Origin of the sequence: Nocardia sp. MH4 (assembly GCF_019266065.1) — a bacterium.
Classification (GTDB): Bacteria; Actinomycetota; Actinomycetes; order Mycobacteriales; family Mycobacteriaceae; genus Nocardia; species Nocardia canadensis.
In genome coordinates this window covers 21,121-35,881 of the sequence record NZ_LPNR01000101.1, presented here as the reverse complement: position 1 = coordinate 35,881, position 14,761 = coordinate 21,121, and the positions used below count along the sequence as shown (strand labels likewise).

General features: G+C 64.7%; 16 protein-coding genes. 7 read left to right on the top strand and 9 right to left on the bottom strand.

Annotated elements, in window-relative coordinates; all coding sequences use genetic code 11:
* Nucleotides 1-2 precede the first annotated feature (2 nt).
* The 6 genes from ATM97_RS15975 to ATM97_RS15950 all read right to left on the bottom strand — a co-directional run bounded on the left by ATM97_RS15975 (nt 3) and on the right by ATM97_RS15950 (nt 3,702).
* Complete coding sequence (locus ATM97_RS15975) at nt 3-524, bottom strand: hypothetical protein (protein WP_218718812.1); 522 nt, start codon at nt 522-524, stop codon at nt 3-5.
* Between the two features lie 178 nt (nt 525-702).
* Nucleotides 703-1,113: an arsenate reductase ArsC gene (locus ATM97_RS15970; RefSeq protein WP_218718811.1), complete on the bottom strand. Its 411-nt coding sequence runs from the start codon at nt 1,111-1,113 to the stop codon at nt 703-705.
* Between the two features lie 15 nt (nt 1,114-1,128).
* Nucleotides 1,129-1,797: an arsenate reductase ArsC gene (locus ATM97_RS15965; protein ID WP_218718810.1), complete on the bottom strand. Its 669-nt coding sequence runs from the start codon at nt 1,795-1,797 to the stop codon at nt 1,129-1,131.
* 14 nt (nt 1,798-1,811) lie between these two features.
* The gene (locus ATM97_RS15960; protein ID WP_218718809.1) at nt 1,812-2,228 is read right to left on the bottom strand and encodes a low molecular weight phosphatase family protein; all 417 of its coding nucleotides are present in this window, start codon (nt 2,226-2,228) and stop codon (nt 1,812-1,814) included.
* Nucleotides 2,225-3,328 (bottom strand): ACR3 family arsenite efflux transporter, encoded by a 1,104-nt coding sequence (gene arsB / locus ATM97_RS15955; RefSeq protein ID WP_218718808.1) that lies wholly within the window; start codon nt 3,326-3,328, stop codon nt 2,225-2,227. The genes ATM97_RS15960 and arsB overlap by 4 nt, the downstream gene beginning before the upstream one ends.
* Nucleotides 3,325-3,702 (bottom strand): helix-turn-helix transcriptional regulator, encoded by a 378-nt coding sequence (locus tag ATM97_RS15950; RefSeq protein WP_218718807.1) that lies wholly within the window; start codon nt 3,700-3,702, stop codon nt 3,325-3,327. The genes arsB and ATM97_RS15950 overlap by 4 nt, the downstream gene beginning before the upstream one ends.
* A 220-nt stretch (nt 3,703-3,922) precedes the next feature.
* On the opposite strand from ATM97_RS15950, the gene ATM97_RS15945 reads away from it, so the two are divergent.
* Complete coding sequence (locus ATM97_RS15945) at nt 3,923-4,750, top strand: sulfite exporter TauE/SafE family protein (protein WP_308248500.1); 828 nt, start codon at nt 3,923-3,925, stop codon at nt 4,748-4,750.
* 10 nt (nt 4,751-4,760) lie between these two features.
* Here the strand turns inward: ATM97_RS15945 and ATM97_RS15940 are convergent, their stop codons facing one another.
* Nucleotides 4,761-5,600, bottom strand: coding sequence for a GNAT family N-acetyltransferase (locus ATM97_RS15940; RefSeq protein WP_255587862.1), 840 nt, complete (start codon nt 5,598-5,600; stop codon nt 4,761-4,763).
* A 100-nt stretch (nt 5,601-5,700) separates the two neighbouring features.
* Between ATM97_RS15940 and ATM97_RS15935 the strand changes: the two genes are divergently transcribed.
* From ATM97_RS15935 to ATM97_RS15925, 3 genes are read left to right on the top strand one after another with little or no spacing between them, the layout of a single operon-like run.
* The gene (locus ATM97_RS15935; protein WP_218718805.1) at nt 5,701-7,071 is read left to right on the top strand and encodes an NAD(P)-binding domain-containing protein; all 1,371 of its coding nucleotides are present in this window, start codon (nt 5,701-5,703) and stop codon (nt 7,069-7,071) included.
* Between the two features lie 9 nt (nt 7,072-7,080).
* Nucleotides 7,081-8,304 (top strand): MFS transporter, encoded by a 1,224-nt coding sequence (locus ATM97_RS15930; protein ID WP_218718804.1) that lies wholly within the window; start codon nt 7,081-7,083, stop codon nt 8,302-8,304.
* Nucleotides 8,301-9,368 (top strand): NAD(P)/FAD-dependent oxidoreductase, encoded by a 1,068-nt coding sequence (locus ATM97_RS15925; protein WP_218718803.1) that lies wholly within the window; start codon nt 8,301-8,303, stop codon nt 9,366-9,368. Before ATM97_RS15930 ends, ATM97_RS15925 begins: the two co-directional genes overlap by 4 nt.
* 135 nt (nt 9,369-9,503) lie before the next feature.
* Here the strand turns inward: ATM97_RS15925 and ATM97_RS15920 are convergent, their stop codons facing one another.
* Complete coding sequence (locus ATM97_RS15920) at nt 9,504-10,148, bottom strand: NUDIX hydrolase N-terminal domain-containing protein (protein WP_218718802.1); 645 nt, start codon at nt 10,146-10,148, stop codon at nt 9,504-9,506.
* A gap of 361 nt (nt 10,149-10,509) precedes the next feature.
* Here ATM97_RS15920 and ATM97_RS15915 point away from each other — a divergent pair, with 361 nt between their 5' ends.
* The 3 genes from ATM97_RS15915 (at nt 10,510) to ATM97_RS15905 (ending at nt 14,032) form a co-directional block, all read left to right on the top strand.
* The gene (locus ATM97_RS15915) at nt 10,510-11,799 is read left to right on the top strand and encodes a hypothetical protein (protein WP_218718801.1); all 1,290 of its coding nucleotides are present in this window, start codon (nt 10,510-10,512) and stop codon (nt 11,797-11,799) included.
* Nucleotides 11,796-12,443, top strand: coding sequence for a GDSL-type esterase/lipase family protein (locus ATM97_RS15910; RefSeq protein WP_218718800.1), 648 nt, complete (start codon nt 11,796-11,798; stop codon nt 12,441-12,443). Before ATM97_RS15915 ends, ATM97_RS15910 begins: the two co-directional genes overlap by 4 nt.
* 230 nt (nt 12,444-12,673) lie before the next feature.
* Entirely contained in the window at nt 12,674-14,032 is a 1,359-nt protein-coding gene (locus ATM97_RS15905) for a hypothetical protein (protein ID WP_218718799.1), read from the top strand.
* Here the strand turns inward: ATM97_RS15905 and ATM97_RS15900 are convergent.
* Nucleotides 14,016-14,711 carry a 2'-5' RNA ligase family protein gene (locus ATM97_RS15900; RefSeq protein WP_218718798.1) on the bottom strand — a complete coding sequence of 232 codons (696 nt, stop codon included), beginning with the start codon at nt 14,709-14,711 and terminating at the stop codon, nt 14,016-14,018. The genes ATM97_RS15905 and ATM97_RS15900 overlap by 17 nt on opposite strands.
* Nucleotides 14,712-14,761: the final 50 nt, after the last annotated feature.

Sequence of the window (14,761 nt, the reverse complement as noted above, 5' to 3'; positions counted from 1 at the left end):
TCCTACGCTGGACCCTGCCCGCGAGGCGTCCTGCCGGGCAGCACCACCGGCTCACTTCGCGGAGGTAGAAGGGAGTTCGGGGACCGTGGCAGACCCATTGCATCGCTGATCGCATCGTCCGCCATGCGGTCGAGAACCCGGAATCGTTCCGCCAGCACCGCAAGAAGGTTGTTCGACCATCCGCCGACGTCCGCGCCTGGCAGTTTCGGGTTCTTCTTCGTCGACTTGCTGCGAAGCATCGTCAGATGTGCGCCGCCCTTCCCTTCGAGCCACAAGCCATGCACGACTTGATGTCTCAACGGAAGTAGTTCGCGTAGTTCGTCCGCGATCGGTTGCAGCGTCGGATCGCCAATGCTCTCCAGGGCATCGGCAAGGCCAGTACCGCTCTGCCACCACGACATATGCGGCTTGTCCATCCCGCACCGCAACACAATCAACTCACCGATCGAGTCCTCGGCATCAGCGGCCTCCAAGACCACATAGCCGACGGCCTGAGCCACTTCGGCAGAGAAGGCAGACTTCATGTAGAGATCCTGTCAGAACAGCGGCTCGAAGGTTCGCGACTGGTATCCGACGTACACACCTACCACGCGAGCAGTCTCGCTGCGTTCTCGAGAAAGCACTGCACCGAGCCGCCCTCGCTTGACGTGTTTGTCAGCGAGGGCAGGCTCAGGAGAATCGGAGGTTGATCCTGGGCTGAGATCAGGCCCGGGTGGGCAGCAGTTCAGCGACGAGGGCCTCGACTCGTGTTTTGATTTCGTCGAGGATCGGTCGGACCGAGTCCACGCCCTTGCCTGCGGGGTCTTCCAGGACCCAATCGCGGTAGCTGACACCGGGGAACGACGGGCAGGTGTCGCCGCAGCCCATGGTGATCACGACGTCGGAGGTTTCCACGGCGTCGTAGGTCAGGATCTTCGGGGTCTGGTCGGCGATGTCGATGCCGAGTTCGGCCATCGCCGCGACTGCGGACGGGTTGATCGTCTCGGCGGGTGCACTGCCCGCGGATCGGACCTCGATCGAGTCGCCGGCGAGGTGGGTGAGGAATCCGGCGGCCATCTGGGAGCGTCCGGCGTTGTGGACGCAGACGAATAAGACACTGGGCTTGGTGCTCATGTGGGGCAATGCCTTTCAGTTGGCTGGGAGGTCGAGCTCGCCGAGCAGGTGGCGTACGCGGGTTTCGATCTCGTCGCGGATGGGGCGGATCGAAGCGATGTCGAGTTCGGCGGGGTCGTCGAGGTTCCATTCCTCGTAGCGGCGTCCGGGGTAGAGAGGACAGGCGTCACCGCAGCCCATGGTGATGACCACGTCGGCGGCCTGGATGATCTCTTCGGTCCACGGCTTGGGGAATTCGGTCGTGATGTCGATGCCGACCTCAGCCATCGCCGCGATCGCGGCGGGGTTGATCTCGTCGCCGGGTTCGCTACCGCCGGACCAGGCCACGGCCCGGTCACCGGCGAGGTGGGTGAAGAACCCGAGTGCCATCTGGGAACGTCCGGCGTTGTGGGTGCACAGGAACAACACGGTCGGGGTGCCGGTGTGGGCTTTGCCTTCGACGCGTGCCAGTGCGTGCAGACGTTGGCGGGCGAAGCGTTCGGCCAGCAGCGGCAGGTAGTTGATCACGGTCGCGCGTCCGGCGAACTGGTCATAGGACGAGTACAGGAACCGTTCGACGGTCTCGATGCCGAAGGTGCCGTCGAACTCGCGTTGCAGGTGGGTGGCGGCGGTTTTGAGGGCGAGTTGCTGGTCGATGGTCAGGTCGTGACGGGTGTGGAAGGGGGCGAGAGGGCTGTCGCTCATGTGGGTGTCCGTTGCTAGGCGGGTGTGGTGAGTTCGGTGAGCAGAGTTTCGACGCGGGCGGCGATGTCGTCGCGGACCAGGCGCATGCGTTCGATGCCGTCGATGCCGCGTTCGGAGGGTTCGTCGGTGTCCCAGTTGATGATTCGTACCCCGTCGACTGGTTCGACGTGGGCTTCGCTGCCGAGCGTGACGACCAGGTCGACCGAGCGAAGAAGCGCGGGATCGATCGGTTTCGGGATCTCGGCGCGGATGTCGACCCCGAGTTCGAGCAACGATTGCGCTGACATGGCGTTGACCGAGGTGCCGGGTGTGGTTCCGGCGGAATGGATCTCGACCCGATCCTCGGCGGCGGCGCGCATCAAACCGGCGGCCATCTGGGACTTGCCGCCGTTCTTGACGCACACGAACAGCACGGACGGTGTTGTGCTCACCGCGGCGTCACCCCTTCGGTAGCGGCGTTTGCAGTGGTTGTGGGTCGGAATCGCTTGCGTAGCGCGAGGGAGACATAGACCAGCCCGACCAGGACGGGGACTTCGATGAGCGGGCCGACGACACCGGCGAGCGCTTGGCCGGAGGTGACCCCGTAGGTGGCGATGGCTACGGCGATGGCGAGTTCGAAGTTGTTGCCCGCAGCGGTGAAGGCGAGGGTGGTGGTGCGTTCATAGCCCAGGCCCAGGGCCGCGCCCATGGCGTAGCCGCCGCCCCACATGATCGCGAAGTAGGCCAGCAGCGGGATCGCGATGCGCACGACGTCGAGGGGATGGGAGGTGATCTGGTCGCCTTGCAGCGCGAACAGGATCACGATGGTGAACAGCAGCCCGTAGAGCGCCCACGGCCCGATCTTGGGCAGGAACTTCGATTCGTACCAGTCGCGGCCCTTGGCGCGTTCGCCGAAGCGGCGGGTCAAGAACCCTGCCAGCAGCGGGATGCCGAGGAAGATCAGGACCGATTTCGCGATCTGCCAGGGGGAGACGTCGATGGTGGTTTGTTCCAGGCCCAGCCAGCCGGGCAGGACCGCGAGGTAGAACCAGCCGAGCACGGCGAACATGAAGACCTGGAACACCGAGTTCAGCGCGACGAGGACGGCGGCGGCTTCGCGGTCGCCGCAGGCCAGGTCGTTCCAGATGATCACCATCGCGATGCAGCGTGCGAGGCCGACGATGATCAGCCCGGTCCGGTATTCGGGCAGGTCGGGCAGGAACAGCCAGGCCAGGGCGAACATCAGGGCCGGGCCGAGGATCCAGTTCAGGACCAGGGAGCTGATCAGGAGTTTGCGGTCGCCGGTGACGGAGTCGAGGCGGTCGTAGCGGACCTTGGCCAGGACCGGGTACATCATGATCAGCAGCCCGATCGCGATCGGCAGGGAGATGCCGTCGATCTCCACGGCGGACAAGGTGTCGCCGAGGCCGGGGATCATGCGTCCGAGTAGTAGTCCGGCGGCCATCGCGATGCCGATCCAGACGGGCAGGAATCGGTCGAGGGTGGACAGTTTGCCGACGACGGCGGGGTGGTCGGTGGTTGTCGCGTTCATGCGTTGGCTCCCAGGGTGGTGCCGCTCTCGACGAGCAGGACTTCGGAGAGTCGTTGCAGGGCTGCGGGGACGACTCGGTAGTACACCCAGGAGGCGCGGCGTTCGCTGTCGAGCAGTCCGGCTTCGCGTAGCACTTTGAGGTGGTGCGAGATCGTGGGTTGGGTCAGCTCGATCCCGACCGACAGGTCACACACGCACGCTTCTTGACTCTCACGGGACGCGATGGCGCTCAGCAGGCGCAACCGGACCGGATCCGACAGTGCTTTGAACACGGTCGCGAGTTCGGTGGCGTGGGGTTCGGTCAGGGGCTCGCGCACCAGGGGCGCGGCGGAGCACGCCTGCACGGGCGTCACCACCAACTTCGACTTCGACATATGCCTATATTGACTGATATCGATACAGCGAGGCAAACGAACAGCCGGTGAACTCCCCGCGCTGCCGCGCGAGGGGCTACCCGGTTCTATCGGCAGATCTCGACGGCATCGATCGGAAGTTTCTGACGCCGCCCATCCCGCTCGATTCGGCATCGACGGATCCTGGCACCGCGCCTCCTGCGGGCGGTGAGGTTGCCGTGCGCCCGTAGCGTCTCAGTCTGTGAGTGAGACAGTCGAAGGCCCACCGGGACTTGCCGCGGTAGCGCGGCGCGATGCTGTGGTGCTGGTGTTCTGCGCCGGTGCGGTGATCGGTGTGCTCGGCGGGCTGATCGGGCTCGGCGGTGCGGAGTTCCGGCTGCCGCTGTTGATCGGGCTGTTCGGATTCGCGGCTCTGCACGCGGTCATACTGAACAAGGCGATGAGCCTGATCGTGGTCCTCACCGCACTCCCGGCGCGGCTGATCGCTCTGCCGTATTCCGAGGTGAGCCAGCACTGGACGATCGCGGTCAACCTGCTCGCGGGCAGCCTCGTCGGTGCCTGGCTCGGGGCGGGCTGGGCCACCAGGATGGCCTCGCAAACCCTGTACCGGGTCCTGGCGCTGCTGCTCGTGCTGATCGCTGCCGCCCTGGCAGTGAGCCATCTCGGTCATGTCGGCAGCTTGGAGTTGCCGACGGTGGCGAGGATCTGCGCTGCGGTGGCGGCCGGTGTCGGTATCGGGATTGTCGCCGCGTTGATGGGTGTGGCCGGTGGGGAGCTGCTGATTCCGACGATCGTGCTGTTGTTCGGAGTGGACATCAAGGTCGCCGGGAGCCTGTCGCTGATGGTGTCGCTGCCGACGATGCTGGTCGCGTTCGCCCGCTACAGCCGCGACCAGAGTTTTCAGATCCTGCGTGGCAACACCCGATTCGTGCTCGTCATGGCCGCAGGATCGATCGCCGGGACCATCGTCGGAGGGCTGCTGCTCGGCATTGTGCCCAGCGCGGCACTGATCCCGATCCTGACCGTGCTGCTCCTTCTCTCAGCGGTGAAGGTCTGGCGGCACCAATAGGCGGTGCCTGTTACCGCACCGATGAGCGGCGTTCGAGCAAGACCGTGTCGCGCCAGAGGCCGTCTCGTTGGGCGATGCGTTCGCGTACGCCGACAGTGCGGTACCCGGCGCTGTGATGCAGGGCGAGTGAGGCGCGGTTGTCGGTGAAGATCGAGGTCTGCAACGTCCACAAGCCGTCGTCGTCGGCGGCGAGGACCTGCTTGTGCAGCAGGGCTTTGCCGACGCCGCGACCGCGATGGGAGTCCGCGACATAGACCGAGGTCTCAGCGACCCCGGCGTAGCACTCACGGCTCGACACCGCGCTCGCGGCGGTCCAGCCCACGACCTGTCCGTCGAGCTCGGCGACCCAACGGTGTCCGGGCAGCCAGTGTTTGTCGAGATGCGCGCGGGTCGGGACCTCGGTCTCGAACGTCGCGATCCCGGTGGCGATGCCCTCGCCGTAGATGCGCCGCACCTCGGCCCAATCGCCGGGTTCCAGGGCGCGGACGGTGACGTCCAGGGGAAGGTCGGCGGGGCAGCACGGGCGGGGGGCGAGCAGGCCCATTACGGCATCGGCGGCGTGCGGGAGCCCGGCGCAGCAGGCTTCGTTGACCGTGACGATGGTGGCGGTGCCCTCCTTGTGCAGGCGCACGAATCCGACGTCGGCGAGCTTGCGGACGTGATGGGAGGTCGTGGACTGACTGGTGCCCAGGATCTCGGTCAGCGCGCCGACTGTGATGCCTTTCGGAGTGGTCGCCACGGCATGCAGCAATCGCACTCGTACCGGTTCGGCCAGGCAGGCGAACCATTCGGCGTAGGTGGTGGCCTCGCCGGTAGGCAGGACCTGGGCTTGGGGCAGGGCGAGGGGCATGCCGCCAGTATATCGACGTAGATCGATGGTTGCATTCATCGACCCCAGTCGATACTCTCGGCCGTAGTTAATCGATCCAAGTCGATGAAAGAGGTTCGTGATGAACGCCCTGCCCGTTGTCATTGTCGGAGCTGGCCCGGTCGGTCTGGCCGCCGCCGCCGAACTCACCCGCCGCGAACTGCCGTTCCTGCTGCTCGAACGCGGTGAGCACGCCGGTGCCGCTGTCGCGCAGTGGCATCACGTGCGAGTGTTCTCCCGCTGGGCCGAGCTGATCGCTCCCGCTGCACGCCCCCTGCTCGACGCGCAGGGCTGGACCGAACCCGACCTCGAGGGTTACCCGACCGGTGCGGAATGGGTCGCCAACTACCTGCGCCCGCTCGGCGAAGCGCTCGGCGAGGCAGCCCGGTTCAACACCGAAGTGACCGGTGTGGCGCGCCGTGGCCGCGACCGCGTCGTCGACGCCGGACGCGACACCGAACCACTGACCGTGCACATCCGCACCGCCGACGGCCGCGAGGAGCGGATCACCGCTCGCGCGGTTATCGAGACCTCCGGTACATGGACCACACCGAACCCGCTCGGCGGCGACGGGCTGCCCGCGATCGGGGAAACCGCTGCGGTGCAACAGATCTCCTACCGCGTGCCCGACCTCACCGACCCCGATGTCGCCGCCCGCCACGCCGGTCACCACGTCGTCGTCGCCGGAAGCGGCCACTCCGCGCTCACCGCGCTGATCGTGCTCGCCGACCTGGCTGCCGAGCACCCCGACACTCGCATCACCTGGCTGCTGCGTCGCGGGGCGATCGGATCCACCTTCGGCGGCGGACAAGCAGACGAACTGCCCGCCCGCGGCGCACTCGGACTGCGCGCGCAAGCCGCCGTCGAAGCCGGACACATCTCCGTGGTCACCGGATTCCGCACCGAGACCGTCGAACAGCACGACAACGGCCAGCTCACCCTGATTCCCGCCGAAGGTGACCCGGTTACCGGCGTCGACGAAGTCATCGTGTTGACCGGGTTCCGCCCGGACCTGTCGTGGCTCTCGGAGATCCGCCTCGACCTCGATGCGACCTTGCAGGCGCCGACCCAGCTGGCACCGCTGATCGACCCGAACGCCCACTCCTGTGGCACCGTCTACCCGCACGGAGTCAAAGAACTGTCACACCCCGAGCCCGGCGTGTTCCTGGCCGGGATGAAGAGCTACGGCCGCGCACCGACGTTCTTGGCGATGACCGGCTACGAGCAGGTCCGCTCGATCGTCGCAGCTCTCGCTGGTGACCACGCAGCTGCCGAACGGGTCGAGCTGACCTTGCCCGATACCGGTGTTTGCGGCGGATCGGGCCTGTTCGACGCCCCGGCCGAAGAATCTGCGGGCGGGTGCTGCGCGGCTCCGGCTGCGGTGCAGGAGTTGACCCTGAGCATGCCGACCGCGATCCGGGAACTGCCCCTGACCTCCTCGCCCGTGCGCTGATCCACTGCGATGCAGGTTGTTTCGACAACAGCGGCACCCGCCGCGACCGGGTTGCGGCGGGTGCTGGTCGTCTTGTGCGTCACCGAGATCACCAGCTGGGGAATCCTGTTCTACGCCTTCCCGGTCCTGCTCGGATCCATCGCCACCGACACCGGCTGGTCTGCCACCGCATTGACGGCGGTGTTCTCGGCCGGGCAGTTGCTCACCGCGCTCACCGGGATCTTCGTCGGTCGCCGACTGGACCGACACGGACCACGAGCCGTGATGACCGCAGGCTCGGTGCTCGCGGTCGCGGCACTGATCATCGTGGCTACCGCCCAGACCTTGATGACGTTTCTGCTCGGCTGGGCGCTGGTCGGAGTCTCGATGGGTGCGGTGCTGTATCCACCGGCATTCGCGGCGCTGACCCGCTGGTATGGGCCCGACCGAGTGAGGGCATTGACGGTGCTGACACTCGCCGGCGGACTCGCGTCCACGGTGTTCGCGCCGTTGACCGCAGCACTCGCGACCCGGTTCGACTGGCGCGCAACCTATCTGGTGCTCGCGGTGATTCTCGCGGTCGTGACCGTTCCCGGTCACTGGTTCGGCCTGCGAGTTCCCTGGCCCGACCGACCAGACGCTGATACCGAGCACATCCATCTTGGTGATCCCGGCACGATCGCGCGCAGCCGAGCGTTCCTCACACTGGCTTTCGCGTTGAGTGTCACCGGGTTCGCTTCCTTCGCGGTCGTGGTGACCCTCGTGCCGTTGATGACCGAACGCGGGATCTCCACCACCACTGCCGCGATCGCCCTCGGGCTCGGTGGTGTCGGGCAGGTCGTGAGCCGGATCGGCTACAGCGCGTTCGCCGCCCGCACCAGTGTGCGCACCCGCACGGCGGTGATTCTGGTCGCGATCGCTGCTACCACGATGCTGCTCGGAATCTTCACCACCGCAGCAGCACTGACTGTCGCGGCCGTGCTGTCGGGCATGGCACGCGGGGTCTTCACCTTGCTCCAAGCCACCGCGATCACCGACCGTTGGGGCTCGACCCACTACGGGCAACTCACCGGGCTGCTTTCGGCACCGATGACCATCACCGTGGCGTCGGCGCCGTTCGCTGCCACCGCACTGGCCTCGGGCCTGGGTGGCTATCCGGGCACCTTCTTGATCCTGGGCATCGCCGCCGCAGCCGCTGCGGCCCTGTCGCTGACTACCATCCCGAAACTCTCACGGAAAGAAAAACTCTCGTGATCGACGCCCTCGTCATCGGCGCTGGCCAATCCGGACTCGCCGCCGCCCGCGCCCTGACCGACCGTCATCTCCACCCGGTTGTCCTGGAAGCCGGGGCTGATCCTGTCGGGTCCTGGCCGCACTACTACGACAGCCTCACCCTGTTCGCACCCGCCCAGCACAGCAGCCTTGCGGGCCTGGACTTTCCCGCCGACCCCGACCACTACCCCCACCGCGACGAAGTCGTGGACTACCTGCGCCGCTACGCCAAAACCCTCGACGCCGACATCCGCACCAACACCACTGTCACCACGGTGCAGGCCCATCCCGAGGAAGGGTTCGTCGTCCACACCACTGATGGACAACAATTCCACACCGCCGGAATCGTCGCCGCCACCGGATCTTTCGGTAACCCACACCTGCCCGAGTTCCCCGGACAAGACCAGTTCGGCGGCAACCTGCTGCACGCCGCCGACTACCGCCGCCCCGAGGACTACACCGGCCAGCGGGTCATCGTGGTCGGTGCGGGCAACTCCGCGGTGCAGGTCGCCTACGAACTCGCCGACCACGCCACCGTCACCCTGGCCACCCACAACCGGATCAACTTCTTGCCCCAACACCGCGACGGACACGACATCCACCACTGGCTCGTCTCCACCGGATTCGACCAGCTCCCACCGGAATGGCTCATCCGCTACGTCGGCGGCACCCTGGTCATGGACACCGGCGACTACCAGCACGCCCTCACCAGCGGCCGAATGGACCGGCGACCCATGTTCACCAGCTTCGACACCGACACCGTCGTCTGGGCCGACGGCACCCGCGAACCGGTCGACACCGTGCTGTTCGCCACCGGCTACCGACCCAACCTCGGCTACCTCACCGAACTCGGCGCACTCGCCGACGGCTACCCCCTCCACAGCGCCGGGGTCTCGACGACACACCCCGGGTTGGTCTACCTCGGCCTGGAGTTCCAGCGGTCGTTCTCCTCCAACACCCTGCGCGGGGTCCATCGCGACGCCGAACTCGTCATCACCGCGCTGGCCGCCCATGTCAACCGGGCACCAGCCAAGGTCGGGCTGTAGATCCTCACCGGGCATTGCCTGCACAGTGGATGGCCTGTCATCGTTTGGGGTGGCAGCCTTAGTGACTTTGGAATCGGCCAAGTACGGCTCGAAACTTGGGCGTCAACGCCTACGACAGTCGGTGTTGACGGGTGGTCAGTCGAACATCGTCGGTAGGTCTGGCTTGTTCCAGTGGTCGTGGAGGAGTCGGATTTGGGTGCCGAGTACGCGGGTGGTCGATAGTTCGGGCAGGTTGTCGATGTCGAACCAGCCGATTTCCATGGTCTCTACGGGGCTTGGTTGGCCGTGGGAGATGGTCTCGCATAGGAAGAACAGCTTGTATACGTGGTAGGGGAAGGCGGGCTCGTGGCCTTGCACGTCACGGTCGTGTAGAGCCACGAGCTTGCTGGCGCGCACGGTGATTCCGGATTCTTCCTCGACTTCGCGTTCGACTGCGAGCGATGGTGGTTCCAGGACATCACACCAGCCGCCGGGCAAAGTCCATCTTTCGTCGCTGCGGTCGCGGATGAGCAGGATGCGACCGTTGTCATCGAAGACGCCGCCTCGGACGTCGACTTTGGGTGTCATGTACCCCTTTTCGAGGAACACGTTCTTCTGCACATCCTCGACGGTGCCGTTGCTGATGAGGGCGAGCAGGTCCGCGGCGATCTGTTTGGCCTGTTCGTAGCGTTGCCGGTCGAAGACGTCGGTGGCGAAGACGAGGCCGTTGTGCGCGAGGGCGGCCAGGGCGATGGCGTGTTGCCGGATCTGGGCCTCAGCTGTCGGTTGAGCGCTGTCCATTCGGGGTCCTTCTGTCTGGTCGGCGTTGTCGCGGTGGCTGTTCGACTTTGGTCAGGGAATCATGCGGTAGGTCAGGGCCAGAGGACGCACGGTGGTCGTGGGCTCGGTTGAGATCATCGGAGCTTCTCATTTGGTGGCCTCCTGATGCCGTGCCCGATGGCGCGGAGCGATTAGGCCAGGTGCGTAATCGTCTGCGCGGTAGCATTTCTGATGCCCATCATGGCTGCGAGTAACGGCGTGTGGAACCGCATAGCGGTGGGGTACCGTAGGGTTTTCTGGTCCATTTACCAGCTCAGATGCTGAAACCCTGGGGGCGGCGATGATACGAGGGCGGGGGTGGACCGGCTTCGAAGCAGCCGCGTTGCAAGAGGCGATGCGTAGATCGAACCGAGAGTTTGCCGCGCTGCTGGGCGTTGAGACCACCACGATCAACAATTGGCGTGCGGGATTGAGCGCGGTCAGACCCCGGTCCAAGGCACAAGCGATCCTCGATACCACCTACCGGCAACACGCCAGCCCAGAAGATCGGTTGCGGTTCGATCAAATAGTGGCCGAAGGCGAGGCGGCGTGGCGGCGACGGCACCGACCGCGAATGCAACAGCCAGCCACGACAACCCATCCTGGCACCGGCCTGGCGTTGAATGGCTCGAGCAGTGGCTCGCCCGAGGACGGCATTTTTCAGTTGCGGCGAGTCCTTATGGGCTCCATTCCGAGCACCCCACCTGGCACCGAGTTGGAGTTCACGGCTGCGGTTCCCTACGTCTGGGACTTATTCTTCTCGGCTCGGTTCAGCGAAATGCAGCGCATACTGCCTGGCGTCCTGGCAAGCGCGTACAACGCAATCGAGGACACCGGGGGCGAGTCGCGGTGCCAGGCACATGTTTCGCTTGCCCAGTTGCTCCATGCCTCCTCTAACCTCCTGGGTTACGCAGGTCAGGCGGACTTGGCATCCTTGGCGCTTCTCCGCGCGGATCAGTTCGCGGCTGAGAGCGGAGATGACCTGACTCGAGCTGCGATCAAAGGATCTCAGTCATGGCTCCTGGCTAAGAACAACATGTACGACGACGCGGTCGCCCATGCCGAACGAGCGGCTGCGGAAATCGAGCCTCGTTTGTCCACAGCTACACCTCGCCATGTCGCCATCTGGGGAGAACTTCTCTGCTACGCCGCCTTCGCGGCCTCACGATCAGGGGACTACCGCGAAGCGCAGAGGTTCCTCCGCTTATGCGACGCAGCGGGGACTCAGCTGGAAGACGCCTATGTCGATAGGCCCGAGGTATCCAATGTGTTCGGTCGCACCTCGGCCGCTAGTTTTGGTGTCATCAACGAGATGGGGGCTAGTCGGCCGCGTGAGGCTCTGAAACTTGCGGCTGCTGTCAGTAGCGGAGGTCCCGGAATTCCGCCTACCCTCCAAAGTCGCAGGCTCATCAACGTTGCCCAAGCCCAGATCCACAGTCGAGACGATGCGGGAGCCGTTGACACCCTTCGCGACGCTTGCGCGCTGGCACCGGAATTCGTTGGTCACATCCCGCTGGCCCACACACTGACCCATGAGCTGCTGGACCGTCGAAGTCGGCAACGGCTGGATGGGCTCGACGATGTCGTCAACTACCTCGGAGTTTCCACCCAACCTGTAGGAATCCAACCTTGATTGTTAATCCTGACGCCTTTACCGTCTTGTGCTTCGGTGACTCGAACACCTTCGGCCAACCGGCTGAACGGCGCGGTCGCTGGCCAGTCGACGTGCGCTGGACTGGGCGGCTACAGCAACGTCTCGGTGCCGGATACGCCGTTATCGAGGAAGGTCTCGGCGGCCGGACCACTGACTTGGACGATCCCGATCGTGACGATCGCAACGGTCGTACATACTTTCAACCCTGTCTGCGCAGCCACTCGCCCTTGGACATGGTTGTGGTCATGTTGGGAAACAATGATCTCAAGACCAAATTCGGTCGAGAACCAGATGCCGTTGCCGCCGCGCTCGAGGGCTATATCGACAACGTCGAGCGCACGGCGTGGACTCGAACCGGCGCGGTTCCTGCGGTATTGCTGGTCAGTCCGATTCACCTCGATGCCAGTCAGCCGGAGTTTTCTGAGCAGAGCTCTGAGTACGACGATGACTCCGTGCATAAATCACGCGAACTCGGCGGTGCGATACGTCGCGTCGCTTCCAAGCGCGGAGTTTTGTTCGCCGACGCGGCTACGGTCGGGTGTCCTGGAATCGACGGCGTACACCTGAGCCGTGACTCACACGAACAGGTTTCACGGCTGATCGCTGAAAAGATCGAAGTGTGAGAACAGTCGGCAAGGACAGGCCGTATCCGAAACCCACGGTGGTCCCCCGAGACTCGGTCATGTCCGCGCCTCTTGTGACGTGTCCGATGTGTGGGGCACCAACCGGTCGAGGTGCGTGATCGGTTGCCCAGCAACGAGTTCTGATTCCCGTCGTGGACTGCGCGTAACTGCGCAAGGAACCGCATAGCGGTGGGGTAGCGTGGGCGTACCGGGTTCATCTACCAGCTCAGATGCTGAAATTGTTGGGGGCGGCGATGATACGAGGGCGGGGATGGACCGGCTTCGAGGCGGCTGCGCTGCAAGAGGCGATGCGTAAATCGAACCGAGAATTCGCCGCGCTGCTTGGTGTCGAGACGACCACGGTTAACAATTGGCGTGCGGGTTTGAGCGCGGTCAGACCCCGGTCCAAGGTGCAAGAGATCCTCGACATCACCCTGCGGCGGTACACCAGCGAAGAGGACCGCGCCCGGTTCGAAGCGATGGTCGCGGCTGGCCAACGCGAGTGGGAGGAATTCCGACGATCACCGCGGAGCGGCTCTCCCGCAACCACTGCTACTCGACCCGCCCGCGGCGAGGTAGACGCCACCTTCGAACGACCGTCCCTGATCATCGAACGTATGCGGCTGCTGCGGGCCAAAGGTGTCGACGACGGAGTGCTCGACGTGATCGAGGTGGCGTTCGGGGACATCCTGATCCGATACGAAGCAGAAGGACCGACACTTCTCGCACCAGAAGTTCTCGCCCTTCGTCGGCAAGTTGACGTCTTGCTCGAGCAGTGTCGGCAACCGCTGCATCTGGCGCGGCTGTATCGGTTCGCGTGCCAGATGTCGGGCGCGCTGGCGTATATGGCGGTCAACCTAGGACGTTTCCAGCACTCAAGGATGTACGGCGAAGAAGCTCTCGGCCTCGCGGAGTTCACGCGAGACCTGGAGCTGATCGCGTGGGTCAAAGGGACGCAGAGCTTCTGCTCCTACTATCAGGGCGACTACACACGCGCCGTCGATGCTGCGCAAGAAGGGTTACGGGTTGCGGGTTCGAGTGGACAAGCGATCCGCCTGTACGCCAACGGCCTGGCCCGTGCATTGGGCAAACTCGGAGATTCCGTCGGCGTACACACGGCGATCGAGGCGGCGCTGAACCTCAGTGACAACACGGGCACGTCGCATGGGCTGACGCCCGCATTGTCGTTCGAGCCTTACAGCGTGCCACGGCTGATGGCCAACGCCGCGACAGCTCATTTGTCTGCCGGAGATCACAGCAAGACTCTCGAGTACGGTCAATTGGTGGCCGAGTTGGTGGACACGTCGGACTCGGTGTGGAGTCAAGCCCTCGTTCGGCTGGACGTCGCAACAGCCCTGGTCAAGCAGAAGCGCCCTGACACCGAACATGCGATGTCGCTGGCACGGCAAGCGCTGGCAGCCTCGCACGGCCAGCCGATCCGCTCGGTCTGGCAGCGTGCCCACGAACTCGCCGACGTTGTCGACGCGATCGATCGTCGGGTCGTTGGCACGTATCTGAGCGAGCTCGAGGAGTGGTCATCTTCGGCGAGCGTGGTTTCCGAGGGTGCTCGCCCTATCGAAGGGCGATAGTGGCGATGTCGTCCCATTGGTAGGAATACTGGGATCGCCAGAGGCGGACGAGCTTGACTTGCTTGACCGTGACCGGGACGGGAACCATGTTGCGTAACTGTGAGACTCGCTCGATGATGGGCGCGATCTCTTGGCGCCGATTGCTGTAGGCGATCCCGACGTGGGGGCGGAAGTGGGAGAGAGGTTTTGACGCTGGGCTCGCTGCGACGTTCTCAGATTGACTACGCAGAATCGTGGTGAGCTGCCAGATCGACGACCAGGGCGTTACCGAGAATCGGATCGCTCCCGAGGAACCGGCCAGAGGCCCGACCTCGATCTCGAAGCTGTCGATGCGGTCGAGAGCCTCGACGGCGCTGGAGGCGACTACCGCGATGGCGGTATCGCTGATCGTATCGGCGGCACCAACCCGGCACAGGGTCATGTGCAGCGACGACAGCGGGACCGGGTGCAGTCCATAGGAACTCAAGCTCTTTTGGCAATGTTGAGCCAAGGAGACCAGCTCGGCGTCCTCGAACGTCAGATACCAGTAGTACGCCGAGAACCCGTCGGGCCACGGTTTGACGGTGAAATGATCCTCCATATGAGTCAGCCCTGAAAACGCCGACCAATCATTGCTTCTGATCGCACCGGCGTCGGTCAGCGACGTCGGCGGCTCGGGAGGAAAGGGCCCGCGTTTCAAGACTCTCCATCGTCGTTGCCAGATTGCCGGTCAAGTTGTTCGGACCAAAC

Bases quoted from the DNA above. Each gene is read 5' to 3' on its own strand.
- ATM97_RS15975 (WP_218718812.1), bottom strand. From the start codon at position 524: ATGAAGTCTGCCTTCTCTGCCGAAGTGGCTCAGGCCGTCGGCTATGTG.
- ATM97_RS15970 (WP_218718811.1), bottom strand. From the start codon at position 1,113: ATGAGCACCAAGCCCAGTGTCTTATTCGTCTGCGTCCACAACGCCGGA.
- ATM97_RS15965 (WP_218718810.1), bottom strand. From the start codon at position 1,797: ATGAGCGACAGCCCTCTCGCCCCCTTCCACACCCGTCACGACCTGACC.
- arsB (WP_218718808.1), bottom strand. From the start codon at position 3,328: ATGAACGCGACAACCACCGACCACCCCGCCGTCGTCGGCAAACTGTCC.
- ATM97_RS15950 (WP_218718807.1), bottom strand. From the start codon at position 3,702: ATGTCGAAGTCGAAGTTGGTGGTGACGCCCGTGCAGGCGTGCTCCGCC.
- ATM97_RS15940 (WP_255587862.1), bottom strand. From the start codon at position 5,600: ATGCCCCTCGCCCTGCCCCAAGCCCAGGTCCTGCCTACCGGCGAGGCC.
- ATM97_RS15935 (WP_218718805.1), top strand. From the start codon at position 5,701: ATGAACGCCCTGCCCGTTGTCATTGTCGGAGCTGGCCCGGTCGGTCTG.
- ATM97_RS15930 (WP_218718804.1), top strand. From the start codon at position 7,081: ATGCAGGTTGTTTCGACAACAGCGGCACCCGCCGCGACCGGGTTGCGG.
- ATM97_RS15920 (WP_218718802.1), bottom strand. From the start codon at position 10,148: ATGGACAGCGCTCAACCGACAGCTGAGGCCCAGATCCGGCAACACGCC.
- ATM97_RS15905 (WP_218718799.1), top strand. From the start codon at position 12,674: ATGCTGAAATTGTTGGGGGCGGCGATGATACGAGGGCGGGGATGGACC.